The following is a 23,195-nucleotide window of genomic DNA, read 5'->3' as shown; positions in this document are numbered from 1 at the left end:
CGCGGCCGGACTAACCCGGCGCCAAGGCGCACAAGACCGCCTTAAGGCCCGCGTCACCGCGGGCCTTTTTCAATTTCGGCACCGCTGAGCAGATGCGAGCCCGCGGCCCACTCAAGCCGACCACCCCAGACTCCCCACCCCAATCACCACCCCCAACCCGATCCGGTACCAGGCAAACACCCGCAGCGAATGCCGCGCCACCAGCCGCACCAGCGCGTTGACGACAAAGAGTGCGGAGAGGAACGCCGCGGTGAAGCCGGCGGCAATGGACCAGATGTCCTGCAGGCTGAGCAGGTGGTAGTGCCGCATGGCGTCGTAGGTGGCGGCGCCCAGCATGGTGGGGATGGCGAGGAAGAAGGAGAACTCGGTCGCTGCCTGCCGCGACACGCCTGACAACATGCCGCCGATGATGGTGGCGCCGGAGCGAGACGTGCCGGGGATCATCGCCACGCACTGCGCGAAGCCGATGCCGATGGCCTGTTTCCAGCCGAAGTCTTCGATGGCGTGGATGCGCGGCACGGCGCTGCGGCGCTCGACCCAGAGGATGACCAGGCCGCCCGCGATCAGTGCGGCTGCGACCACGGCCGGATCGAACAGATGGTGCTTGATGGGGCCGATGAGCAGCGCGCCGATGATGGCGGCGGGCAGGAAGGCGACCAGCACCGCGGTGGCGAAGCGCAGTGCGTCGGGGTCGCGCCGCACTACGCCTTCGCACAGGTCGGTGATCTTGGCGCGGTACAGCCAGCACACGGCCAGGATCGCACCCAGCTGGATCACCACGTCGAACACGCGCGCCTCGTGCGAGGTGAAGTCGATCCAGTCGCCGACCAGGATCAGGTGCCCGGTGCTCGAAATGGGCAGGAATTCCGTCAGGCCTTCGAGCAGGCCCAGAAAGAATGCCTTGCCCAGGTGGATCCAGTCGATCATGTGGCGGCTGCCTCGTGGTTGCTTTGTGGTTGCCCTGCGGTTCGGCGAAGCGTGGAGCAGGGGACCGTCAGGCCGCCAGGCTGTGGAGCAGCTGGGGCTCGCGCTCCTCCAGGTAGCGGCGGAACTGCGCGCCGGTTTCCTGGTGCTTGAGCGCGTATTCGACCGTCGCCTTCAGGTATCCGAGCTTGCTGCCGCAGTCATAGCGCGTGCCCTGGTAGCGATAGGCGAGCACCTGCTCCTGGCTCAGCAGCGACTGGATCGCGTCGGTGAGCTGGAATTCGCCGCCGGCACCGGGCTTCAGTGCGCGCAGGTGGTCGAAGATGCGCGGCGTCAGGATGTAGCGGCCGACCACGCCGAGGTTGGACGGGGCCTCTTCCGGCGCGGGTTTTTCGACGATGCCCGAGACCTTGATCACGCCCTCGGCCCACTCGCGACCCTCGACCACGCCGTAAGAGCGGCTCTGTTCCGGCAGGATCTCTTCGACGCCCAGCACCGAGCAGTTGTAGTGGTCGTACGCATCCACCATCTGCTTCATTACCGGCGGGTCGCCGTCGATCAGGTCGTCGGCCAGCATCACCGCGAACGGGGCGTCGCCCACCAGCTTGGCCGCGCACAGCACTGCGTGGCCCAGGCCCAGCGCTTCGGACTGGCGCACGTAGAAGCATTCGACGTTGGCCGGCTTGATCGAGCGCACCACGTCCAGCAGGGCGCGCTTGTTCTTGGCCTCGAGCTCCACCTCCAGTTCGAAGGCCTTGTCGAAATGGTCCTCGATGGCGCGCTTGGAACGGCCGGTGACGAAGATCATCTCGGTGATGCCGGCGGCGATGGCTTCTTCCACGGCGTACTGGATCAGCGGCTTGTCCACCACCGGCAGCATTTCCTTGGGGCTGGCCTTGGTGGCCGGCAGGAAGCGGGTGCCCAGGCCTGCGACCGGAAAGACGGCCTTGCTAACGCGACTTGTCATTTCAGTGGTTCCCTTCAAAGGTTCGGCAACGCTCGGTGCGATGGCGGCGACGTCTGCTTCATCCGCCGCCAAAGAAAGAGGGTGTAGGCGCAACAGGGAATCAATCGCCTACACCCTTAAGTCGGCACGGGGTGCCACCCGCGATTGTGCTGCGTCGCACCACCCGCGGTACCCCTCAGGGGTTGGGACGGAATTCGTTTCCACTCCGATGGGGGGATCGGAAACTTGGTAAAAACGCCGGCCGCGCCTTGAAGATGTAGTCCCGCGAGCCATAAACTTCGCCGGTCATTTACGGATGACGCAGTGCAGAAAAGAGCGCGCCCAGCGCGCCGGGCACAACCAGTCAACGCCGCCAGGTTCAGTTCCGCAGCCGTGCAGACAAGCGGACAGGCACCCCCGGTGCCATGCCGAACCAGCGGAGTCACCGCTGTGCGTTACGACAGGGGTGGCGGCGGGCCATGCGGGTCTTCTTGCAAACAAGGGAATCATCGAGAGTGCTAAAGCTTTCAAGCAGCTTGAGGTTTGGCAGGGCCGTCATGTGCCTGGGGATCGTTCCGTTGCTGGCATCGTGCGCGCTGGCGCCCGGCATGCGCTTCGACCCGCAGCGCCCGCTGGATCCGGAGGACCCGCAGTCGGTGCCCAAGGTCACGCAGATCACGCCGGCGCTGGTGCGCACGCTGAACGCCGCCACGCCGCCCGCGAACGCGGGGGTGGAAGCCTTGTTCGGCGAGCCCGGGCCCTATACCGTAGGGGTCGGTGACATTCTCTCGATCGTGGTGTGGGACCACCCGGAGCTGGTGTTCCCGACGCAGACCTACTCGATCGGCGCCGCCTACGAGATTCCCAGCTACAGCGGTGCGGCCAACATTCCGGGCTACGTGGTGAGCCCGGCGGGCACCATCCAGTTTCCCTATGCCGGCGTGGTCAAGGTGCTAGGCCAGACCGCTGACCAGATCCGCGGGCAGCTGAGCACCCAGCTCAAGCCGGTGGTGACGATGCCGCAGGTCACTGTGCGCGTGCTGGCGTTTCGCAGCAAGCGCGTCTACCTCGACGGTGAAGTGAAGACGCCGGGTCCGCAGAATATCGACGACGTGCCGATGACGCTGGTCGAGGCGCTCAACCGCGCCGGCGGCATCAATGTGCTGACCGGCGACAACAGCCGCATCCGCATCTCGCGCGAGGGCAAGACCTATTACGTCAGCCTGCCGGCGCTGCTGCAGCAAGGCATCGACCCGGCGCGCATCCTGCTGCGCAACGGCGACATCGTGCGCGTCGAGCAGCGCGAGGACAGCAAGGTCTTCGTCACCGGCGAAGTGGTCAGGCCGACGCCGGTGATGCCGCGCAACGGCCGGCTCACGCTCAGCGAAGCGATCGGTGAAGCCGGCGGCCTGAACCCCAATTCGGCCAACGCCAAGGAACTCTACGTGATTCGCAAGGCCGCCGACGGGCAGGCCGAGGTGTTCCACCTCGACGGCAAGTCGCCGGTGTCGTTTGCCCTGGCCGAGGCCTTCGAGCTGAAGCCGCGCGACGTGGTCTATGTCGATGCCGCAGGCGTGGTGCGCTGGAGCCGCGTGATCAACCAGCTGGTGCCGAGCGGCAACTTCTTCACGTCCACCGCGAACGCAGTCAAATGATCAAGACCGTACTCGTGGTCTGCATCGGCAATATCTGCCGCAGCCCGATGGCGCAGGGCCTGCTCCGGCAGGCGCTGCCCGAGGGCGAGGTGGTCTCCGCCGGCCTGGGCGCGCTGTCGGGGCACGCGGCGGATCCGCATGCGGTGGACCTGTTGAGCCGCCAGGGCGTGGACATTTCCGGGCACCGGGCGCAGCAACTCAATCACGTGCTGGTCCGGCGCGCGGACCTGATCCTCGTGATGGACGCCGCGCAGCGGCAGGAGATCCAGCGCCTGCACCCGGCCACCACCGGACGGGTGTTCCGCCTGGGCGAGCTGGAGAAGTTCGATGTGCCCGACCCTTACCGCCAGCCCCGTGCGGCATTCGAGAACGCGCTGCAGCTGATCCAGCGCGGCGTGGAGTCCTGGGTGCCGCGCATCCGGGCCCTGGGTTAAACCGATACTGTCCTGCCCGCCATGAAACAGTCCACTTATCTTCCCGTCGCGGCGCCGGCCCAGTCGGACGAGATCGCCGTCGTCCGCTACCTCGATGTGCTGGTGGCCAACCGCTGGCTGATTGCGGCCATCGCATTTGCCGTCCTGGCGCTCGGGGTCGCCTATGCGTTCCTGGCGCGGCCGGTGTACGAGGCCAACATCCTGGTGCAGGTCGAGGACAGCCAGAACAGTCCCAACGGCCTGCTGGGCGATGTCTCGTCGCTGTTCGACGTCAAGACCCAGGCGACCGCGGAAATCGAGATCCTGCGCTCGCGCATGGTGGTCGGCAAGGCGGTCGACAACCTGAGGCTCTATATCGATGCCAAGCCCAAGTATTTTCCGCTGGTCGGGCCGTGGCTCGCCAGCCAGTCGAAGGGCCTGTCCGAACCCGGCCTGTTCGGCATGGGCGGCTATGCCTGGGGCGGGGAATCGATCGAGGTGCCGACCTTCGACGTGCCCGAGGCGCTGCAAGGCGAGAATTTCGTGCTGGTGAGCCTGGGCGATGGCCGCTACCGGCTCGAGCAGGGCAGCCTGGACAAGCCCATCGTCGGCCGTGTCGGGGAAGCGGTCGAGGCCAGCCATGCGGTCGGCGAGATCCGGCTGCTGGTGACCGCGCTGAAGGCCAAGCCCGGCATTGCCTTCAACCTGGTGCGCCAGTCGCGGCTGAAGACGCTCGAGCAGCTGCAGCAGCAGCTGAACATCGCCGAGAAGGGCAAGCAGAGCGGCGTGATCGGGGCCTCGCTGGAAGGCAATGACGCCAGGCTGACGGCGGCGATCCTGAACGAGATCGGCGACGAATACGTGGCGCAGAACATCAACCGGAAGGCTGCGGAAGCGGAAAAATCGCTGCTGTTCCTCAACAACCTGCTGCCGCAACTGAAGGGCGAGCTCGAGCGGGCGGAAGTGAAGTACAACGCCATGCGCAACGAGCGCGGCACCTTCAACCTGAGCGAAGAGGGCAAGGCCTTCCTGCAGGAGAGCGTGACCGCCGAAACCTCGCTGCTGGAACTCAAGCAGAAGCGCGCCGAGCTGGTGACGCGCTTCGCGCCCGGCCACCCGTCGATGCAGGCGATCGACAAGCAGATTGCCGCGCTGGCCGCCAAGGCGGGGACGGTCGCCGGCCGGGTCAAGACCCTGCCGAACCTGGAGCAGGACACCGTGCGGCTGATGCGCGACGTGCAGGTCAACAACGACCTCTATGTCGGCATGCTGAACAATATGCAGCAGCTCAAGCTGGTCAAGGCGGGCAAGGTCGGCAGCGTGCGCCTGGTCGACACCTCGCCGGTGCCCGAGGAGCCGGTCAAGCCGAAGAAGGCGCTGGTGATCGTGCTGGCGGCAGTGCTTGGCGTGCTGGCCGGGGCGGTGGTGGCCTTTGTGCGCAATGCCCTGTACGGCGGCATCACCGACCCCAAGGACATCGAGGAGCACACCGGGCTCAACGTTTATGCGACGGTGCCCCAGTCCGAACACCAGCTCACCATCAGCAAGGACATCCAGGCGCGCAAGCGCGGCCACTACCTGTTGGCCGACCGCTTCCCCAACGAGCCCTCGGTGGAAAGCCTGCGCAGCCTGCGCACGTCGCTGCAGTTCGCCATGCTGGATGCGCCCAACAACCGCGTGCTGCTGACCGGTGCCACCGCCGGCGTGGGCAAGTCCTTCGTCTCGGTCAACCTGGCCGCGTTGTTGGCCTCGGGCGGCAAGCGCGTGCTGCTGGTCGACGCCGACATGCGCAAGGGCTACCTGAACCAGTATTTCGGCAAGGACCGCGAGCCGGGCTTGTCCGACGTGCTGGCCGGCAAGCTGGCGCTGGAAGACGTGATCCACCGCGACGTGGTGCAGGGACTGGACTTCATCGGCACCGGGACGATCCCGCCGAATCCAGCCGAGCTGATGCTGAAGGAACGCATGGTCAGGCTGCTGGAAGAGCTCAGCGCGCGCTACGACATGCTGATGATCGACACCCCGCCGGTGCTGGCCGTCGCCGATGCCGCGATCCTGGCCGAGCGTTGCGGCACGGTGTTCCTGGTGACGCGCTTCGGCAAGAGCTCGATCGGCGAGATCTCGGAATGCGCCAAGCAGCTGGCGCAGGTCAACGTAAGCGTGAAGGGGGTGATCTTCAACGGCCTCGACCCCAACGCCTTCCGCTACGGCTATGGCTCCAAGTACGGGCGCTATCGCTATGCCTACTACGGCTACTCGCAGAGCGAGAAGGCGTAAGCCATGCATGCCGCGCGACTGGACCGCGACTGGGTGCTGGCCGAGCGCGGGCTGGCCACGGTGGCGAGCCTGGTGCTGAGCCTGCTCTACCTGGTGATTTATTTCTTCGGGCGCGATGCGCTGCCGGAAAAATGGGTCACCGATTCCAACAAGATGCTGGAATTCCTGGTCAGCGGCTCGACCGACCTCGACGATTCGTTCGCCGCCACCGCCAAAGTGTTCTCGGTGTTCGGGGCGGAGTATGTGAATGTCGTCACCGCCACGGTCGGCGTGGCCTATCTTGCGCTGGCGTCGAGCCGGGTGGTGAGCCTGCGCGACCTGGCCACGCGCTGGCTGTTCGTGCTGCCGTGCATGCTGCTGAACCTGCTGTCGCCGGGCAAGGAGACCGTGGTGATCGCGATGTCGATCGTGCTGGTCATGGGCGGGATGTCGCGCGGCGTGTCGTTCCGCGCGCTGGTGGTCATGACCATGGTGCTGTACGGCTGCTACGCACTCTTCATCCGCAACTACTACGCGATGATCCTGGTGCTGGCGCTCGGCATCCGCGCAACGGCGCGGCTGAGCCCGGCATGGAAGGCGATCGTGCTGGCCGGCGTGGTGGGCGCGATCCTGGTGGCGCCGTCCGAGATCCTGTACATCCTGCAGTCACCGCGGGATATCTCGAACAACTATGCGCTGAGCATCGGCAGCGACAACCGCACCATGATCTGGAACCTGTATCCGCCCACGTCCGGTGTGAATTTTATCGTCAACTACCTGTACGCGGCGGTCATGTTCGTGCTGCCGGTGATCAGCTTCCGCGCGCCCGTCGACCTGGCCATGATGCTGATGCATGCGGCGATCCTGCGCGTGGCGCTGCGCGGCTTGTCCGGGACGCCGGCGGTGACGGGAGCCGAGCGCAAGCGCCGCTGGTTCGCCACGCTGGTGGTGGCGCATATCCTGGTGCAGTTTATCTTCGAGCCTGACCTGGGCAGCTATGTTCGCCATCTCACCTCGGTCAGCCTGTTCCTCATCCCTTTGCTAACTGCCTTCCCGGCCAGACAAGATGAAGCACGTCGTCATATGCGCGGTGCCATACAGTGACAACCTCGGCGACGCGGTAATCGCCGAAACGCTGGGCTACCTGATCCGCCAGGCCGTGCCGGATTGCCGGGTCAGCTTCCTGGATATCGCCGGTCGTACCCGGCTCGGAGAAAACTCGCTGAAGAAGGGTCGCCTGATGCGGATCTTCTCGCGGCTGCCGGGCTGGGCCCGGGTGCCGGTGCTGACCGCGGCCATCTGGCTGAAATACCGGCGGCAGTGGCGCGTACGGTGGCAGCAGCAACTGGCCGATGCCGACATGGTGGTGGTCGGCGGCGGCCAGCTGCTGTGCGACGTGGACCTGAACTTCCCGCTCAAGCTCTACCTGCTGGCCAGCTGCCTCGGCAAGGACGCGCAGGTCGCGCTGGTGTCGGTGGGCGTGGCCGCCGGCTGGTCGCGCCTGGGGCGCTACCTGGTGTCGCGCTTCTTCGCGCTGGCGGCGCCGCAATTCGTCTCGGTGCGGGATGAAAGCTCGCGGCGCAATATCGTCGGCCTGGGCGCGGGCGAGCCTTGCGATGTCGCCATCATTCCCGATCCCGCCATCCTCAGTTCGTCGCTGTACGCGGAGCACGGGCTGCAGAAGCGCTGGGACGTCGGCATCTGTGTCTCGGATGTCGAATCGCTGCACTACAACGCGGACCTCGTCGCGGTATCGGAGCAGGGCGCGGGGCTGGGCATGTTCGTCGAGCTGGTGCAAAAGCTGCGGCAGGGCGGGCAGCGCGTGGTGCTGTTCACCAACGGCGCGGAGGAAGACAATCTCGCGGCGGCGGTGGTCAGGAGTCGGCTCGGCGCCGATGTTGCGGAGGAGGTGGACTACATGCTGCCGAAGTCGCCGGCGGAGCTGGCCTCGATCATCGCCGGCTGCCACAGCATGGTCGGGCACCGCATGCACGCCAACATCATCGCCTTCAGCTTCGGCGTGCCTTCCGTCGGCATCGTCTGGGACACCAAGGTCGCGTCGTTCTTCAAGCTGAGCGGACGCGGCGATTTCGCGGTGCGGCAGAGCGCCGGCGCCGACGACGTGATGGAAAGGCTAACCTACGCGCGCTCGCTGGGCGCGGCGCAGTTCAAGCGCTCGGCGCGGCTGGGCCGCGATATCAGGCAGGGGCTGGCGCTGCTGTTCGACCAGAAGCTGGCCGTGCCGGCCGCGCCGGCGCCGCCGCTGCGGACGGCGCCATCGCTCGAGGGCACGCCATGATGCGACGCATGCTGCCGGCGCTGGGCGCGGTGTTCGAGCAGGCCGCGTATACGGCGGTGCAGTTCGGAATCAACGTGGCGCTGGCCCGATCGATGGACGTCGCCGGCTATGGGCTGGTGGCGGTGGTGCTGTCGCTGGTGGTGTTCATCAACATCTTCTACGTCTCGTTCCTGCACGAGCCGGCGCTGATCGAGGGGATCAAGCTGCGCGTGCGCTTTACGGCCGAGGTCGCGGTGCTGACGGTAGTGCCGGTCGCGGCCGGGTCCATCCTGTACCTGTACGGGCATGGCCTGAGCACGTCGGCCTGTGCGGCGGCGGCGGTGCTGTTCGCCAGCTACACCGCGTACTGGGTGCTCAGGACCGTGGGCGCGAAGACGCGCGGCTATGTCGGGCTGCTGGTGTGCCACACGCTGATCGGCGGCGGCGTGGCCATGATCGGCCTGGCCTCCGGCACGCAGCCGGCGCCGGCGGCGATGCTGATGCTCGCGGCCGCGATCCTGCTGCCGACCATGGTCGCGGCTGCCACGCTGCGCCGCCGCGGCCGCCTCGAACTGATCCCGGGCCGGCCGGAGTCGCCGCGCCAGTGGCTGGGGTTCGGCGCCAGCTCGGCCAGCGCTCAGCTGATGAGCTGGCTGGTCGGGCCGGGGCTGGTGGTGCTGCTGGGTTCGCTGGGACACTTTGCCGACTCGGCCAAGTTCCGCATCCTGCTGACGGTGCTGCTGCCGGCCCAATATGTCCTGATGGCGCTGGGCTACCACCTGATGCCGAGGTTTGCGGCGTCGTTCCGGCAGGACGACACGCGGACGCTGGCACGCAACGCGGCCGGGTTCGTGCTGGGCGGCGTGGTGCTGTCCGGCGCGCTGAGCGTGCTGCTGCTACTGTTCGGCGACCAGCTCGTGGTCATGCTGTTCGGCGCTGCCTATGGAGATCTCGACGTGCGCTTCTTTTCGCTGTTTCCGATCGTGTTTGCAGTGGTGATGTGCCTGCGCACCTTGCTGAAGTCGTTCGGCATGGCGCGGGCGATCTTCCTGGCAGCGGGCATCGGCCTGCTGGCGGGCATCGCGCTGGGGGCATGGCGTTATCCGCAGCTCGACTACCTCGTGGCGGCGCAGATCATGCTGGTGTCGTTCCTCGTCATCGCACTGTTCCAGACCGGTGCGCTCGCCATGGGCGTACTGCGCAGGCATGTTGCCGCATAGCGCCGCATCGCCGCGCCGCGGGGTGCAGACGCGCGCGCTGGCGCTGGCAGCGCTGATCGCGGTCTCGGGCTGGTGGCCGGTCCGGCAGGCGCATGCCGAGAACGGCGAGGCCTCCGGCCGGATTGCGTCGATGCCGGCCTTTGCCGTGCAGATCGATCCGGCCACGGTGTCGGCCCGCGACTTCGCCGAGATCCGGCGCCTGGGCTTTTCGCACGTGCGCTTCGGCGTGCGGCCCGAGGTGGTGCGCGGACACCTGGCGCCGCAGCGCTACGCACAGGTCATTGCGCAGGCCCGCCAGGCCGGCCTGCAGATGCTGGTCACGCTGTATGGCGGGCGCTATATCTGGGGCGACGAGGGCGAGGACGGCGGCAGCGATGCCAGCGAGGCCAGCTTCGCCGGGTTTGCCAGCCAGTTCATGCAGCGCAACGCGGGGCCGGACCTGTCGTACGAGATCTGGAACGAGCCCGACAACAAGACCTTCCTGCATCCGTCGGTACCCATCTCCCGGCTGCTCTCCACCGCCGGCAAGATCTGCGACGCGCTGGCGCAGGCCGGCACGGCGCCGCTGCCATCGGTTTACCTGTTCGGCCTGGCCCGGATGCCCGGGCCGGCAAATCCCGTGGCGGAGCAGTCCTTGTCGCGCCTGCTGACCGATCCGCGCCTGGGCTGCATCAAGGGGCTCAGCATCCATCCGTACCGCGCCACGCCCGAGACGCTGCTGCGCGACTATCGGCAGCTGGGCGGCCGCATCCGCAATTCGCCGCGACCGGGGGCACAGCTGATCATCAGCGAATGGGGCTATGCCTCGTACCTGCCGGTGCGCAGCGAAGCCACGCAGGCGACGCTGGTCGCCAGGCAGGTGCTCGCCGGCGTCATGGCGCAAGCGCCCATGCTCGGCATCTACGCGTGGCGCGACCGCGGCCAGGCGAGATGGGACCGCGAGGCGAACTTCGGCTTGCTCAGGAACGATGGCTCGGAGAAGCCGGTCATCGCCATGCTGCGCGACCTGCTGGGCCTGTTGTCCGGGGCGAAGGACGCGCAATGGCGCCAGCGCCAGGACAGCTTCGTGCTGTCGCTGCGCAAGGACGGCGCGGTGCATCGCATCTATTGGGGGCCGCAAGGCCGGGCGCTGTTGCGCGAGGCGCTGGGGCAGGCGGGGGCCGGGGCGGGGCCGGACGGCTGCAAGGTGAGGGCGCTGGGCACCGCCGCAGGCGCGCGCCCGTGCGCGGCGCTGCTGCAGGACGGCACCGCGCTTGCCGACGCGGAGATGCTGCTGGCCAGCTGGCCGGGCGGCCACGCGCCGCCCTGACCGCCGCCCTGACCAGCGCCGTCGGTGCGGTGCTAGGCGAGCACCGCGCGCGAGTAGAAGGACTCGAACTTCCTGGCCTGGGTCACGATGTTGAACTCGGACTCGGCGCGGGTCACGGCGTGCTCGGACATGGCCTGCCACAGCGTGGCGTCGCCGACGATGGCTTCGATCGAACTGGCCATGGAAGGGGCGTCGTCCACCGGCACGATAAAGCCGTTGTTGCCATCGACGATGATGTCCTTGATGCCGTCGACGTCGGTGCCGACCACCGGGATCGCCAGCGCATTGGCTTCCGCCAGCACGTAGCCGAAACTCTCGTAGTGCGAGGTCAGCACTACCACCGCGGCATGCGCCAGCAGTTCCAGCAGTTCGGAGCGGCTCATCCACGCGATCGCGGTGATGTCCTTGCCCTCGACCAGCCCGCGTTCCTGCAGCATGGCATCGAGCGTCGCGCGGTCGTTCTCGTAGTGGCCGTAGCCGACCAGCATGAACTCGATGTCGGCACGGCCCTGGAGCAGCTTTGCCACGTCCAGGAACATGGGGATGTTCTTCTGCGGGCTGATCCGCGCCACCATGATCACGCGCTTGACGCCGGCGCCCAACTGCCGTTCCGCCGGCACGGAGCGCGGTTCGACGGCGTTCAGGATGGAGTGCGCGCGCTCGCGCGGCAGCCCTACCTCATGGATGGCGCGGTCGCGCTCCGACGGCGAGGTCGCCAGCACCGCATCGGTAAGCCGGTGCAGGAAGCGCTCCGCCATCAGGAACACGCGCCGCTTGATGCCGCGCAGGCCCAGGTAATAGTAGGCATGCGGGGTGTAGACCACGCGCACGTTTAGCCCGATGCATGCCAGCCGTCCTACCAGGCCCGCCTTGGAGCTGTGCAGGTGGACGATCTGCGGCCCCACGCGCTTCACCAGCGCGCGCAGTTTCAGTGCCGCCTTCAGGTCGTTGAGCGGATCGAGCTTGCGCGGAATTGGCAGGTAACTGACGCCGAAATTGCGCGCATCGGCAACCGCCGACACCGAGCATTGCTTCGGCAGCGCGAAATGGAAGCTGATGCGCTCGTCGTTGATATGGGAGGCCAGCAGGTGCAGGTAGGTCTCGACACCTCCCAGGCACTCGGTGACATGCAGGACTTTGATCATTGGCTTGCGGTTCGATGGCGTCACGGGAAGCGGATGGCTGTGGCTCAGTAGGCGTTGCTGCCCATCCAGCCGCGGAACGCGGTCCAGAAAATGATGCGCAGGTCGAGCCAGAACGACCAGTTGCGGATATAGAAGATGTCGTGCTCGACCCGCTTGGCCATCTTGTCGAGGGTGTCGGTCTCGCCGCGATAGCCGTTGATCTGCGCCCACCCGGTGATGCCCGGCTTGACGCGGTGGCGCAGCATGTAGAAGTCGAGCTGCTCCTTGTACATGTTGTTGTGCGCCATCGCGTGCGGACGCGGGCCCACCACGCTCATCTCGCCCTTCAGCACGTTGATGAACTGCGGCAGCTCGTCGAGGCTGGTGCGGCGCAGGAAGGCGCCGATCGGCGTGATGCGGCTGTCGCCCTTGGTGGCCTGCGTAACCACGCCGTGTTCGGCATGCACCTTCATGCTGCGGAACTTGTAGACATGGATCACGCGTCCGTCCAGGCCGAGACGTTCCTGCTTGAAGAACACCGGGCCGGGGGAGTCGCGCTTGATCAGCACCGCGATCAGCAGGAACAGCGGCGACAGCGCCACCAGCACGAGCGCGGCGAAGGTGCGGTCGAAGATGGCCTTGATGGTGCCGCGCACACCCAGCGAAGGCGGCTTGTTCATCTCCACCGCGGGCATGCCGAGGAAGTTGCCGACGTTGTGGTTGAGCAGGTCGAAGTCGAGCACGCTCGGCATCCACTTGATGTCGATGAAGTCATTGCGCAGCGAGAAGGCGATCTCCTGCATCAGCCGGTGCTCGCTCATCGGCAGCGTCAGCCAGATCTCGGCAATGCCGTGCTCGCGCGCAAACGTGGCGATGTCGGCGCTGTCGTTGATGCGGCGGCGTCCTTCCGGCGTGGGCTCGCCTGCGGCGGCATAGATGCCGCTGATCTTGTAGCCGGTGGTGTGGCTGGCGGTGGCGCGGCGGTACATCTCCTGGCCGGTGCGGCCGAAGCCGACGATGACGACGCGCTTGTTGTTGGCGCCGGCCACGCGCAGCAGGTTGAGCACGGCCCGGCTGACCACGCGCAGCGCCACCAGCCCCGCCAGCGCGAACAGGTACCAGTACACCATCCACAGGCGCGACAGCGAGTCGGTCTGGTGCAGCAGGTAGGTCAGCAGCAGGCTCACCAGCCAGACCAGGCTCCACGCCGACAGCAGCCGCGCGGCGAGAGAGAACAGGCTGCGTCCGCGCCACGACGTGTATACATCGAAGCCTGGCAGCACGATGAAGGCAATGGCACAGGCAAAGTACTGGATGAACTGGTGGATTGGCGCCTGCGCGGTGTCGAACCGCACTTCACTGGCCAGGATTGCCGCCACCCAGATGGCGCCGGCGTCGAGCAGGCGAGCCATCAGCGCGAGCTGATCGTGGTGCCTGGCAAACATATCGCGATAGATACCCAATTGCTTCTCCCAGAAGCGTTGAGTAATGGGCGCTCATGCGAGTGCCCACGCCCTTGTTGTCTCCTCCGAACTCCCGGTCCGCGCGAAGTGGCGCCCAGGCTCGTCGCATGGCATGCATCTGCCTGTGCATGCTCATGGCGTGATCAAGCAGAGTCGTGCGGGGCCGCCTTGCGGCAGCGGTTCCATGGTGTGGCGACGGTCAGCGCATGACCTGCCACGGGCCGCATCGGTGACGGCCGTCCATGCAACTGCAACGCTCTCGTTCTGCCGGTGCGCTGAAGGCTCCGGCGTGCTCCGTGTTTTCAGGAGCGAATAGTGCGATGCGGCCAAAAGCGTCGGTACCCTGCATCGGAAGGGAAACTCCGGACGCGTGTGAAGCGGCCTCGCGCCGGTGCATGCAGCGCAAATCGTGGGGGACGTGATCGACTTTCGCGCGTTTTTTCGCGCGCGAAAATGCCGCCATTCGCGCTTCGGCGTTACCCCGCGCAAGGAGGGAAACGACAGGGCAGCGCACCCCTCGCTGCGGGGGTGAGAATAAAAAGCGATGACGAGCAGGTCCGGAACCGCCGCCCTGGTGCGAGGCACCGGCACGGCGGATGCGGTGCAGCGTCCGGGCATCCTTCACTCCACCGCGGTAGAGGAATGAGAAAGAACACAGAGCCACTGACGGTCTTCACGCGCGAACAGCTGGATTCGTATTTCGCGTCGTACGTAGGGATGGAAGGCGGCAATCCAGGCGCTGCGGTCTGGTTCTGCGACAGCTCTCCGCTTCCCGGCGTGGCGCCGCTGGCGGGTCCGCTGGTTCCGCATGCGCGGCCCACCGCCTGGGATGCCGCCTACCGCTACAAGTACCGGCACCACATGGAGCGCTGGCAATCGCACCAGAGGATCGCGCGCATCATGGCCGCCGCGCGCGCCAGGGTGTTCAAGACCACCATGGGCGAGCAGGACTGGAAGCATTACTTCGACCATCACCTGTACGGCCCGCAGGGCGCCGAGTTCAAGCTCAGCCTGTTTCCGCTGCCGGCGCGGGTGACCGAAGAAATCCCGTGGTCGAAGGCGTTTCGCGGCCAGCCGGAATTGTTTCCCCGGCAGCGCTATCTCGACCTGTGCCGCGAAGGCCGACGCTTTGCCTTCATCGACGGGATTCGCCGGTTGTGGAAGCCCAAGGTGGTGATATGCCTGGGCGAGCGCCATGCCGACGATTTCGCGCTGGCCTTCGGGCTGGCGCAGGCGCACGCCACCGACCACGTGCTGCAGCCGGCCGACCAGCCCAAGACGCTGCGCGTGCTGGAACGCGACGGCACCACGTGGCTGATCTGTCCGCCGCTGGCCGGTGCCGGGGGAATGATGTCCGACGTGCTGCTCGACGCGATGGGGCAGTACCTGTCGCGCTGGTTGCGCCCGGACGATTTTGCCGGTCACGTCATCGGCATGGCGCAGGAGCCGGTGAGCCAGCCATGAACCATCGCCAGCGAGCGTCATGGACGCCCTCACCATGTTTCGTCGTAGCGAAGTATTGATCTCAGGAGAGCAGCGTGCAAACCAAAACCCGGAACATCTTCATCCTTGGCATCATGGCAGGCGCGGCGGCAACGCTCGTGGCTTGCGGCGGCGGTGGCGACGATGCGCCAGCGCCCGGCCAGCCGTCCCAGCCGTCGGCCACGGTCAGCGGCAAGGCGGTGGACTTTTACCTGTCGGGCTCGACCGTCACCTTCCTCGACTGCGAGAACAAGACCGCGGTCACCAATGCCACGGGCGACTTCACGTTCCCGGCGGGCTGCAGCAAGAGCGCGCTGAGACTGACCGGCGGCACCGACGTCGGCACCAACCTGCCGTTCGCCGGAGTGCTGCAGGCGCCGGCAATCGATTTCCGCGAGGGCGTGACGCAGGTGGTCTCGCCGCTGACCACGCTGGCGGTGCAGCTTGGCGCGGGCCAGATCGCGCCGCTGGCAACGGGCCTGGGCCTGGCAGGCAAGGACCTGGCCACGCTTGATCCGATGCAGGATGCGGCCGCGCTGCGCGCGGCGGTGGTGGTGCAGCAGCTGGTCGATCATGTGTCCAAGACGCTGACCGGCCTGGGCGAGGGCGGCACGCTGACGCCGGCGGATTCGGCGGCGGCGGCGTCGAAGGCGGTCGCCACCGCGGTGGCGGGCGCACCGGGCACGGCGGACCTGGCCAGCGGCGCGCTGGTCGCGGGCGTGGTCTCGAGCGCCGTTCAGAACGCGCAAGCCGGGCTGCCGGCCACCCTGCAGTCGAACGTCGGCGCCGTTGCCGCCAACGTGGCCGCGCTGGCTGCGCCGGTGATCGCCAGCGAAGTCGCCAGCGTCAACACCGCGCTGGAAGCCATCGATATCAGCAGCAGCCCGGCCGAGACCCTGTCGGCGCTGATCGAAGGCGGCTCGATCAACGTGGTCACGCAGAGCGCGCAGGCCACTACGACCACGGCGCTGGTGCAGGCGGTCACGGCGGCCGCACTGACCAATGCCGCGAATGCGTCGGGGCTGGCGCAACTCGGCGACGCCGTATCGAGCGGCAGTGCCGCCGAGATCCAGCAGGTCGCCGCGAACCTCGGCGCCGTGGTGGACGCGGGCGCCATCAACAGCGTGGCCGACGCGGTCCGGCTGAAGAACTCGCTGGTGCTGTCGAACCTGACCATCAACGGCGTGACCCAGCCGATCACCGACACCATCACCGCCACCGGCGGCGCGCTCGATGCGATCCAGGTGGGCCTGGCGCAGAACGGCGATGCCTTCAACGGCGGGCCGACGCAGGTGCGCGCGGGTCTGAGCTACACCTATAACGGCAACCAGGTCGATGTCATCATCGAGAACGTCACGCTGACCTTCAACGGTTCGCAACTGGTCGATGCGGTGGTGCCGGCCAACACCGCGTATTCGTTCCGTGTCAGCGGCAACCTGTCGGTCGCGGCAAGCCTGACCAACGCCGCCGCCGACAGCCTGTTCTCCAGCGCCAACGGCGGCTCGCTCAACCTGCCGTTCACCACCTTCCTGGGCAAGCTGCGCTCCTCCGGCGCACTCAGCCAGGCGCAGGTCGACGCGCTCACGCCGAGGGCGACCAGCACCTTCCCGGTGACCTTCGCCACCACCACCGGCCGCCCCGGCAGGGATGTGCGCGTGGGCATGCTGGTCAACAACGACGTCGCCTTCGCCAAGACCGCTCTGGTCAAGACCGACGCCGAGATGGTGGTCGGCGACGGCCTCAAGACCACGGTCACGCTCAACCCGTGACCGGCGCGTAGCGCCGTAGCAAAGGCCTTCCGCCCACACGGGGAAGGCCACCGCCCCCGGTCATCCGGGCGCGTGGCGGGTGTTGCCTGCCGCGCGCCGGCGATGACCGGGTCATGTTGTGTCTGCGTCGGGCGCTTCCGTGGAGCGCCCCGCGCATGAGGCTCGCCCAGTGGCCTCGGAGTTTCCTATGCAGCTGCTTCGAAAGCGCCGGCTGGACCAGGCCTGCGCCCTGATGCTGGGGCTGTGTGCCGTCGGTACGGCCAGGGCCGCCCCGGACGATGTGTTCATGCAAGCCGAGCCCGCCACCGGCGAGTTCAGCTCGGTGCGGGTGGAGGCCAGCTACGACATGGTCAACCGCAGCGTCGATGTGTTCAACCTGCGCGGGCGCCAGGGCCCGGTGTCGGACAACGCGGGCGACTACCGCGGCGGCAAGCTGATGCTCGGCTACAAGTTCTCGCCGCACTGGTCGGGATCGGCCACCTACTGGCGCCGCGGGATCGACTACGGGCAGGACCGCAACCACATCGATACCTGGATGCTGGCGATGCACTACGACCCGCTGGCCGAGGCCGGCGCTCGCGATCGCATCATGCTGCGCTTCTCGCTGTGGGGCGACCACGCCGGCAGCCTGAACCGCTCGTCGCCGGTGATGGTCCGCAACACCACGTTCAACAGCCTCACCGTCAACAACGCCAATGATGTCCAGGCTCAGGCCGACGTGATCTTCTCCGGCGAGCTGAGCGAGCGCAACCAGCTTACCGGCTTTGTCGGGCTCGGCATCAGCCGCGTCACGGTCGGCAGCCTCAATACCCGGGTGCAGCGCGGCAACTGCAATTTCAATGTGGCCATCGGCTCCGACAATCTCGCCAACGGCCAGCTCGCGGCGCCGTGCAACGTCGGCAACGTCACGCTGCAGTCGGCTTCGTTTTCGGTCAATGCCAGCCAGTTCGGGCTGGATTTCAACGACGATTTCAACTACACCGCCGGCTACCTGAACCTGGGCGGGTCGTGGCGCTGGAAATACGAGCGCTTCGCCGCGCGCCTGGGCTACCAGTTCCAGTACTTGCTGCGCAGCAACGTCGACAGCCGCGCCGAAACCTATGGCAACGCGCCGATCCGCTCCAACCATACGCTGGGGCTGGAGTTGTCGTATGGGGTGGCCAAGAACGTGGAGGTGTTCCTGCGCGGGCAGGCCTCGCTGTACAACTTCGTCGGCACCATCCCGTTCCTCTACAACGCGACCACCGCCGGCAAGCTGGATCGGTATTACGGCTACGGCTCGATCGGCATCCGCTTTTCAGGATTCTGAGCCAGCAGCGCTGTAAAGCGCGATTCCGGTAATTCGTTCGCTGTTTTTTATCCCCTCCGTCGAGGGGATGGAAAATCGCACCCTGAATATATTGCATCGCAGCAGACCGCTTATTTCAGACCTAAGAAGATTGAAATTCCTATATCCGAAAGCTTTGGATAAAATCATCCCAATCAAGAAAGGGCGATAGACCCTATATCAGTCGGGCCGGCACCGGCATGGTGCGTTTGGTGAAAGGCGTGCTTGTTTATCGTGCATACGCTTTATTGTCGGTTCGAAATATCTGTAAATATCTGTAACTCTTTGATCTCTCTGGGGGAAGTAAAATAATGAATAAGATCGAGCCGTTTAAATAAGTCCGGGCGCACCGCGTCTAATCGAAGCCGGCCATGGCTTTCGATAATCCCACGACCGGTTGGCCTGGCAGGCGCCGCGTGCCGCGGCACGCCTGTCCCTATCATTCCAGTCAGCAGTTCAGGGCAATATAAAAACCGACGGAGTCATGTCGCTCGGGGGAGGGGCATGCCGCGTCCGTCGATATTCTGTCCTGCATAAAAAAAGAATATGCATATGACCACGGCAGTACGTACGCCTGTTGCGGCGGCGGCATGCTGCGGCATTAAATATTGGGGGTCCCACTAAGCAGCAAGGGATAAAATGCAGCATTCACGGATGTTCACGCGCGAGGAACTGGACCGCTATTTTGCCTCCTACGTCGGCATGGAAGGAGGCAATCCCAGGGCCGCCGTCTGGATATGCGACCGCAGCCCGGCGTGGTCCGAGCCCATCGTCGCACCGCTTCATCCACACCTGGCACCACCGGCATGGGATGCCGTGTTCCGCCAGCAGCATCGACAAGACATGGCCAGGTGGTTCGGCCACCAGTGCGTGGCGCGCATCATGGCGGCCGCGCGGGCCGAGGCGCTTGGGGTGCGGCTTGGCGACAACGACTGGGAACATTACTACTGGAGCCATCTGTATTCGCCGGCGGGCGCGGAATTCAGGCTCAGCCTGTTTCCGCTGCCCGCGCATGTCGACGGGCGGACCACGTGGTCCAAGGCGTTCCGGGGCCAGCCGGAACTGATTCCACAGAAGCGCTATGTCGCGTTGTGCCGGGAGGGCGAGCGCTTCCGCTTTATCGCCAGGACCTGCGAACGCTGGCGCCCGAAGGTGGTCATCTGCCTGAGCCACCGCCATACCGACGAATATATCGAAGCCTTTTCGCTGGACGGCATCGCCGGCGAAGAGCATGCGCTGCGGCCGGCGGACCAGGCCAGGCGACTGCACCTGTTCACCCGGGGCGACACGACGTGGATCATCTGCCCGGCGATCGGCGGCAGCGCCGGCATGACCTCGCAGGTCCAGCTCGATGCGTTTGGCAAGTTCATCGGCATGCGCCTCGCGGCCAGCGACTTCAAGCACTGCCTCGAGCTGGCAGCGCACGAGGCACCGGCGCGGCCGGAGCACGTGCCCGAGCCGTATGCCGCGAGCGTGGTGCCTGTCGCGGCCGCTGGACGCGATCCGGGCCATCGCCTCCCACCCGGTTTTGGCTGGGGTGAGCCCGTGCGGGCCGGCAATTGCGAATCCTTCGCCTAGGCATTTCGCCGGTTCCGGGAAGGCGCCCTTAGCGGCGCCTTTTTTTATTGGCCGGCGCGCGGGCAGCGCGTGCGTGGCCGCTGCCGACGTGCGCCTGCATGCAGGCCACCAGCGCATCGAACACGACCCTGCAACGGCGGCTGCCGCGCAGGTCGCCATGCATCGTGACCCACGTGTCGAGCGAAAAGGAGAACGCGTCGGGCAGCACGCGCAGCAAGTGCGGATCGCGTGCGGCCAGCGCCGCCTGGCAGATGCCGATGCCGCAGCCTGCGCGCAGCATCGCCAACTGGGCCAGGTCGCTGTCGCTGCGCAGTGCGAAGGCCTCGCGGCGCCAGGCCGGAAACTTTGCGGCGGCGGCGCGCAGGAACGGGGTTTCCTCATCAAAGCCGATCAGCGCATGCGCGGCCAGGCCGGCGACGGTGGCCGGCATGCCTTGCTCGGCGACGTAGTCGGCATGGGCGAACAAGCCCAGCTCGACGGCGCCGATCCGTCGTGCCACCAGCGCCTCTTGCCGCGGCGGCGACATGCGGATGGCGAGGTCGGCTTCGCGCTGGAGCAGATCCTGCACGCGGTTGGTTGCCACCAGCTCCACGCGCAGCAAAGGATGCTCGCGCCGCAGCCGCGCCAGCACCGGCGGCAACACTTCGATGCCGACGACCTCGCTGGCCGAGACCCGCACCGTGCCCTGGACGCCCTGGCCCTGGCTGAACGCCTCGCGCTCCAGCGCGGCCGCGGTGCTGTGCATGGCCTGCGCGTACCCCTGCAGCGCCGTGGCGGCGTCGGTGGGCACCAGCCCGGTCGGAGTCCGGGTGAACAGCGCCTGCGCGAATGCCGCCTCCAGCGCGCACACATGCCGCCCCACCGTGGGTTGGGTCAGGCCCAGCTTGCGCGCAGCGCCGGACAGCGACCCCTCCGTCAGCACGGCGAGGAAGCTGCGGTAGTACTCCCATCCGATGTTGTGTCCCATACAAAAACGTATAGCAGATAGTCTGCGATCGATAATTCCAGTTTAGCCCGGCGCGCGCGACCATGTCTCCAATTTCATGGAGAGGCCCGATGCCCGAACACAATGACGAAGCGATGCAGGCACTGGTGCTGGGCGCCAGCGGCGGCATCGGCGGCGAAGTCGCTCGCCAGCTGCGCGACGCCGGCTGGCAGGTGCGGACACTCAAGCGCGACCTGGCCGCCGGCACCGAATACCGCGACGGCATCAGCTGGCGGCACGGCGATGCCATGAACCGGCAGGACGTGCTAGAGGTGGCGCGGGGATGCCAGGTCATCGTCCATGCGGTCAACCCGCCCGGCTATCGCCACTGGGCCCAGCGCGTGCTGCCGATGGCGGACAACACCATCGCCGCGGCCATCGCGGAGGGTGCCACCATCGTGTTGCCGGGCACGGTCTACAACTACGGGCCCGATGCATTCCCGGAGCCGAACGAAGATGCGCCACAACAGCCGCAAACCCGCAAGGGCCGCATCCGGGTCTTGCTCGAGCAGCGCTTGCGCGAGGCCACCGCGCTCGGCGCCCGCGTGATCGTGGTGCGTGCCGGCGATTTCTTTGGCCCGCGCGCCGGCAACAACTGGTTTTCGCAGGGCCTGGTCCGGCCCGGCCGACCGTTGCGCAAGATCCTGCAGCCGGGCAAGCCTGGCGTGGGGCACCAGTGGGCCTATCTGCCTGACGTCGCGCGCACCATGGTGCGCCTGATCGAGCAGCGTGCCGGGCTCGCGCCGTTCGCAAGCTTCCACCTGGCAGGGCATTGGGATGCCGATGGCACCGCGATGACCGGCGCGATCCGCCGCGTGGCGCGACGGCATGGGCTCGATCCCGCGATCGCGGCCTTTCCCTGGTGGCTGACGGCACTGGCGGCGCCGTTCGTGCCCACGCTGCGCGAACTGCGCGAAATGCGCTACCTGTGGACCCGGCCGGTACGCATGGACGCCTCGCGCCTGGCGCAGTTTCTCGGCGAAGAACCGCACACGCCGCTGGACCAGGCGGTGGAAGCGACGCTGGCCGGACTGGGTTGCCTGTAGCCGGAACGTCCGCGCCAATGAAGGCGACGAGCGGGTTCAGCGCGGCCGCTTGGTGGTGCGCCGCCTCCGTGGGGCCGCGGTGCGGGTCGAGGGCGGTACCTTCCGCTCCATCCTCTGACCCAAGAGGCGGCGCGCCAATTTTGTATCGTCGTATGGGACCGTGCCGGCCGGATACACGGCGATACAGATGGCGCGATTTCAGACACATGCCGCTTGCGCCGGCCTCCTAGACTTGCGTTCGGGTTCTACCACGCAAACAGGAGAAAAACATGTCGAACGCCATCAATCTGCCCCGTCGGGGCTTTCTCGGTGCCGCCGCGGTGACGCTGGCGGCCGGTTCGCTGGGCCTGGCACGCGCGGCGCGCGCGCAGGCGGGTGTGTCGCCGGCGGACGCGCTGCCGACCCTCGCGCCGGGCACGCATACCAGCTTTGCCTCGATCCGGCAGGTCGATGCCGGCGTGCTCAACGTCGGCTACGCGGAGGCCGGCCCGGCCGACGGGCCGGTGGCACTGCTGCTGCACGGCTGGCCCTATGACATCCACAGCTTTGCCGACGTCGCGCCGCTGCTGGCGGCGCGCGGCTATCGCGTGATCGTGCCTTACCTGCGCGGCTATGGCTCGACCACCTTCCTGTCGGCCGACACGCTGCGCAACGGCCAGCCTTCGGCGATTGCCGCCGACATGATCGCGCTGATGGACGCGCTCAAGATTCAGCATGCCGTGGTCGCGGGCTTCGACTGGGGCGCGCGTACCGCCGACATCATGGCGGCGCTGTGGCCCGAGCGCGTGCGCGCGCTGGTGTCGGTCAGCGGCTACCTGATCGGCAGCCAGGCCGCCGGCCGCCAGCCGCTGGCGCCGGAGGCCGAGCTGCAGTGGTGGTACCAGTTCTATTTCGCCACCGACCGCGGCCGCGCCGGCTATCAGCAATACACGCACCAGTTCGCCAGGCTGATCTGGAAACTGGCCTCGCCGCAGTGGAACTTCGACGACGCCACCTTCGCGCGCAGCGCCGCGGCGCTCGACAACCCCGACCATGTCGCCATCACCATCCACAACTACCGCTGGCGCCAGGGGCTGGCCGCCGGCGAGGCCAGGTTCGACGCGATCGAGCAGCGGCTTGCCACGGCGCCCACCATCGGCGTGCCCACCATCACCATCGAGGGCGATGCCAATGGCGCGCCGCATCCGAAGCCGAGTGCCTATGCCAGCAAGTTCACCGGCTGGTACGAGCATCGAACCCTGAGCGGAGGGGTGGGCCACAATCCGCCGCAGGAGGCGCCCACCGCGTTTGCGCAGGCCGTGATCGACGTCGACCGGCATGCGCCGGCACGTGGCGTGCGCGGCGCGGCGTGACCGCAGGCCCTGAACGCAACGCTGCATGAGCTTGCAAAACAGGGCTTTCAATTCCGCGCAATCATGTT

General features: G+C 66.9%; 18 protein-coding genes. 13 read left to right on the top strand and 5 right to left on the bottom strand.

Annotated elements, in window-relative coordinates; translation table 11 throughout:
• Positions 1 to 111: 111 nt before the first annotated feature.
• Complete coding sequence (locus ACEI37_RS19580) at positions 112 to 927, bottom strand: undecaprenyl-diphosphate phosphatase (protein ID WP_373377808.1); 816 nt, start codon at positions 925 to 927, stop codon at positions 112 to 114.
• Between the two features lie 67 nt (positions 928 to 994).
• Positions 995 to 1,891, bottom strand: coding sequence for a UTP--glucose-1-phosphate uridylyltransferase GalU (galU, locus tag ACEI37_RS19575; protein ID WP_373377807.1), 897 nt, complete (start codon positions 1,889 to 1,891; stop codon positions 995 to 997).
• Between the two features lie 494 nt (positions 1,892 to 2,385).
• Between galU and ACEI37_RS19570 the strand changes: the two genes are divergently transcribed.
• The 7 genes from ACEI37_RS19570 to ACEI37_RS19540 are packed head-to-tail and all read left to right on the top strand — an operon-like array spanning position 2,386 to position 11,001.
• On the top strand, positions 2,386 to 3,525 hold the full coding sequence (locus ACEI37_RS19570; RefSeq protein WP_373377806.1) for a polysaccharide biosynthesis/export family protein: 1,140 nt from the start codon (positions 2,386 to 2,388) through the stop codon (positions 3,523 to 3,525).
• On the top strand, positions 3,522 to 3,959 hold the full coding sequence (locus ACEI37_RS19565) for a low molecular weight protein-tyrosine-phosphatase (RefSeq protein WP_373377805.1): 438 nt from the start codon (positions 3,522 to 3,524) through the stop codon (positions 3,957 to 3,959). The genes ACEI37_RS19570 and ACEI37_RS19565 overlap by 4 nt, the downstream gene beginning before the upstream one ends.
• Before the next feature lie 21 nt (positions 3,960 to 3,980).
• Positions 3,981 to 6,215, top strand: coding sequence for a polysaccharide biosynthesis tyrosine autokinase (locus ACEI37_RS19560; RefSeq protein WP_373377804.1), 2,235 nt, complete (start codon positions 3,981 to 3,983; stop codon positions 6,213 to 6,215).
• Between the two features lie 3 nt (positions 6,216 to 6,218).
• Positions 6,219 to 7,298 carry a hypothetical protein gene (locus ACEI37_RS19555; RefSeq protein WP_373377803.1) on the top strand — a complete coding sequence of 360 codons (1,080 nt, stop codon included), beginning with the start codon at positions 6,219 to 6,221 and terminating at the stop codon, positions 7,296 to 7,298.
• Positions 7,261 to 8,493, top strand: a complete 1,233-nt coding sequence (locus tag ACEI37_RS19550) for a polysaccharide pyruvyl transferase family protein (protein ID WP_373377802.1) — start codon at positions 7,261 to 7,263, stop codon at positions 8,491 to 8,493. Before ACEI37_RS19555 ends, ACEI37_RS19550 begins: the two co-directional genes overlap by 38 nt.
• Positions 8,490 to 9,692: a lipopolysaccharide biosynthesis protein gene (locus ACEI37_RS19545; RefSeq protein ID WP_373377801.1), complete on the top strand. Its 1,203-nt coding sequence runs from the start codon at positions 8,490 to 8,492 to the stop codon at positions 9,690 to 9,692. The genes ACEI37_RS19550 and ACEI37_RS19545 overlap by 4 nt, the downstream gene beginning before the upstream one ends.
• On the top strand, positions 9,679 to 11,001 hold the full coding sequence (locus ACEI37_RS19540; RefSeq protein ID WP_373377800.1) for a hypothetical protein: 1,323 nt from the start codon (positions 9,679 to 9,681) through the stop codon (positions 10,999 to 11,001). The genes ACEI37_RS19545 and ACEI37_RS19540 overlap by 14 nt, the downstream gene beginning before the upstream one ends.
• Positions 11,002 to 11,033: 32 nt before the next feature.
• On the opposite strand, the gene ACEI37_RS19535 is transcribed toward ACEI37_RS19540, so the two are convergent.
• Together ACEI37_RS19535 and ACEI37_RS19530 are read right to left on the bottom strand one after the other, a co-directional pair.
• Entirely contained in the window at positions 11,034 to 12,146 is a 1,113-nt protein-coding gene (locus ACEI37_RS19535) for a glycosyltransferase (protein ID WP_373377799.1), read from the bottom strand.
• Positions 12,147 to 12,190: 44 nt separating this feature from the next.
• Positions 12,191 to 13,570 carry an undecaprenyl-phosphate glucose phosphotransferase gene (locus ACEI37_RS19530; protein WP_373380286.1) on the bottom strand — a complete coding sequence of 460 codons (1,380 nt, stop codon included), beginning with the start codon at positions 13,568 to 13,570 and terminating at the stop codon, positions 12,191 to 12,193.
• 660 nt (positions 13,571 to 14,230) lie between these two features.
• On the opposite strand from ACEI37_RS19530, the gene ACEI37_RS19525 reads away from it, so the two are divergent.
• The 4 genes from ACEI37_RS19525 (at position 14,231) to ACEI37_RS19510 (ending at position 19,744) form a co-directional block, all read left to right on the top strand.
• Complete coding sequence (locus tag ACEI37_RS19525; RefSeq protein WP_373377798.1) at positions 14,231 to 15,052, top strand: transcriptional regulator; 822 nt, start codon at positions 14,231 to 14,233, stop codon at positions 15,050 to 15,052.
• Positions 15,053 to 15,126: 74 nt separating this feature from the next.
• The gene (locus ACEI37_RS19520) at positions 15,127 to 16,839 is read left to right on the top strand and encodes a hypothetical protein (RefSeq protein WP_373377797.1); all 1,713 of its coding nucleotides are present in this window, start codon (positions 15,127 to 15,129) and stop codon (positions 16,837 to 16,839) included.
• Between the two features lie 187 nt (positions 16,840 to 17,026).
• Positions 17,027 to 18,148 carry a hypothetical protein gene (locus ACEI37_RS19515; RefSeq protein ID WP_373377796.1) on the top strand — a complete coding sequence of 374 codons (1,122 nt, stop codon included), beginning with the start codon at positions 17,027 to 17,029 and terminating at the stop codon, positions 18,146 to 18,148.
• Between the two features lie 657 nt (positions 18,149 to 18,805).
• Positions 18,806 to 19,744 carry a transcriptional regulator gene (locus ACEI37_RS19510; protein WP_373377795.1) on the top strand — a complete coding sequence of 313 codons (939 nt, stop codon included), beginning with the start codon at positions 18,806 to 18,808 and terminating at the stop codon, positions 19,742 to 19,744.
• Between the two features lie 28 nt (positions 19,745 to 19,772).
• Here ACEI37_RS19510 and ACEI37_RS19505 read toward each other — a convergent pair whose 3' ends face one another.
• The gene (locus ACEI37_RS19505) at positions 19,773 to 20,711 is read right to left on the bottom strand and encodes a LysR family transcriptional regulator (protein WP_373377794.1); all 939 of its coding nucleotides are present in this window, start codon (positions 20,709 to 20,711) and stop codon (positions 19,773 to 19,775) included.
• Between the two features lie 89 nt (positions 20,712 to 20,800).
• Here ACEI37_RS19505 and ACEI37_RS19500 point away from each other — a divergent pair, with 89 nt between their 5' ends.
• The gene (locus tag ACEI37_RS19500) at positions 20,801 to 21,775 is read left to right on the top strand and encodes an NAD-dependent epimerase/dehydratase family protein (RefSeq protein ID WP_373377793.1); all 975 of its coding nucleotides are present in this window, start codon (positions 20,801 to 20,803) and stop codon (positions 21,773 to 21,775) included.
• A gap of 269 nt (positions 21,776 to 22,044) precedes the next feature.
• Positions 22,045 to 23,127, top strand: a complete 1,083-nt coding sequence (locus ACEI37_RS19495) for an alpha/beta fold hydrolase (protein WP_373377792.1) — start codon at positions 22,045 to 22,047, stop codon at positions 23,125 to 23,127.
• Positions 23,128 to 23,195 lie beyond the last annotated feature (68 nt).

Source organism: Cupriavidus nantongensis, assembly GCF_041726985.1.
In the GTDB taxonomy this organism is placed as follows: Bacteria; Pseudomonadota; Gammaproteobacteria; order Burkholderiales; family Burkholderiaceae; genus Cupriavidus; species Cupriavidus nantongensis_A.
This window is presented reverse-complemented; position numbering and strand designations above follow the sequence as displayed.

Excerpts from the sequence above, each read along its gene's own strand:
- ACEI37_RS19580 (WP_373377808.1), bottom strand. The coding sequence starts at position 927 with ATGATCGACTGGATCCACCTGGGCAAGGCATTCTTTCTGGGCCTGCTC.
- ACEI37_RS19505 (WP_373377794.1), bottom strand. The coding sequence starts at position 20,711 with ATGGGACACAACATCGGATGGGAGTACTACCGCAGCTTCCTCGCCGTG.
- ACEI37_RS19525 (WP_373377798.1), top strand. The coding sequence starts at position 14,231 with ATGAGAAAGAACACAGAGCCACTGACGGTCTTCACGCGCGAACAGCTG.
- galU (WP_373377807.1), bottom strand. The coding sequence starts at position 1,891 with ATGACAAGTCGCGTTAGCAAGGCCGTCTTTCCGGTCGCAGGCCTGGGC.
- ACEI37_RS19545 (WP_373377801.1), top strand. The coding sequence starts at position 8,490 with ATGATGCGACGCATGCTGCCGGCGCTGGGCGCGGTGTTCGAGCAGGCC.
- ACEI37_RS19510 (WP_373377795.1), top strand. The coding sequence starts at position 18,806 with ATGCAGCATTCACGGATGTTCACGCGCGAGGAACTGGACCGCTATTTT.
- ACEI37_RS19565 (WP_373377805.1), top strand. The coding sequence starts at position 3,522 with ATGATCAAGACCGTACTCGTGGTCTGCATCGGCAATATCTGCCGCAGC.
- ACEI37_RS19535 (WP_373377799.1), bottom strand. The coding sequence starts at position 12,146 with ATGATCAAAGTCCTGCATGTCACCGAGTGCCTGGGAGGTGTCGAGACC.
- ACEI37_RS19560 (WP_373377804.1), top strand. The coding sequence starts at position 3,981 with ATGAAACAGTCCACTTATCTTCCCGTCGCGGCGCCGGCCCAGTCGGAC.
- ACEI37_RS19530 (WP_373380286.1), bottom strand. The coding sequence starts at position 13,570 with ATGTTTGCCAGGCACCACGATCAGCTCGCGCTGATGGCTCGCCTGCTC.
- ACEI37_RS19500 (WP_373377793.1), top strand. The coding sequence starts at position 20,801 with ATGCCCGAACACAATGACGAAGCGATGCAGGCACTGGTGCTGGGCGCC.
- ACEI37_RS19495 (WP_373377792.1), top strand. The coding sequence starts at position 22,045 with ATGTCGAACGCCATCAATCTGCCCCGTCGGGGCTTTCTCGGTGCCGCC.
- ACEI37_RS19555 (WP_373377803.1), top strand. The coding sequence starts at position 6,219 with ATGCATGCCGCGCGACTGGACCGCGACTGGGTGCTGGCCGAGCGCGGG.
- ACEI37_RS19540 (WP_373377800.1), top strand. The coding sequence starts at position 9,679 with ATGTTGCCGCATAGCGCCGCATCGCCGCGCCGCGGGGTGCAGACGCGC.
- ACEI37_RS19550 (WP_373377802.1), top strand. The coding sequence starts at position 7,261 with ATGAAGCACGTCGTCATATGCGCGGTGCCATACAGTGACAACCTCGGC.
- ACEI37_RS19515 (WP_373377796.1), top strand. The coding sequence starts at position 17,027 with ATGCAGCTGCTTCGAAAGCGCCGGCTGGACCAGGCCTGCGCCCTGATG.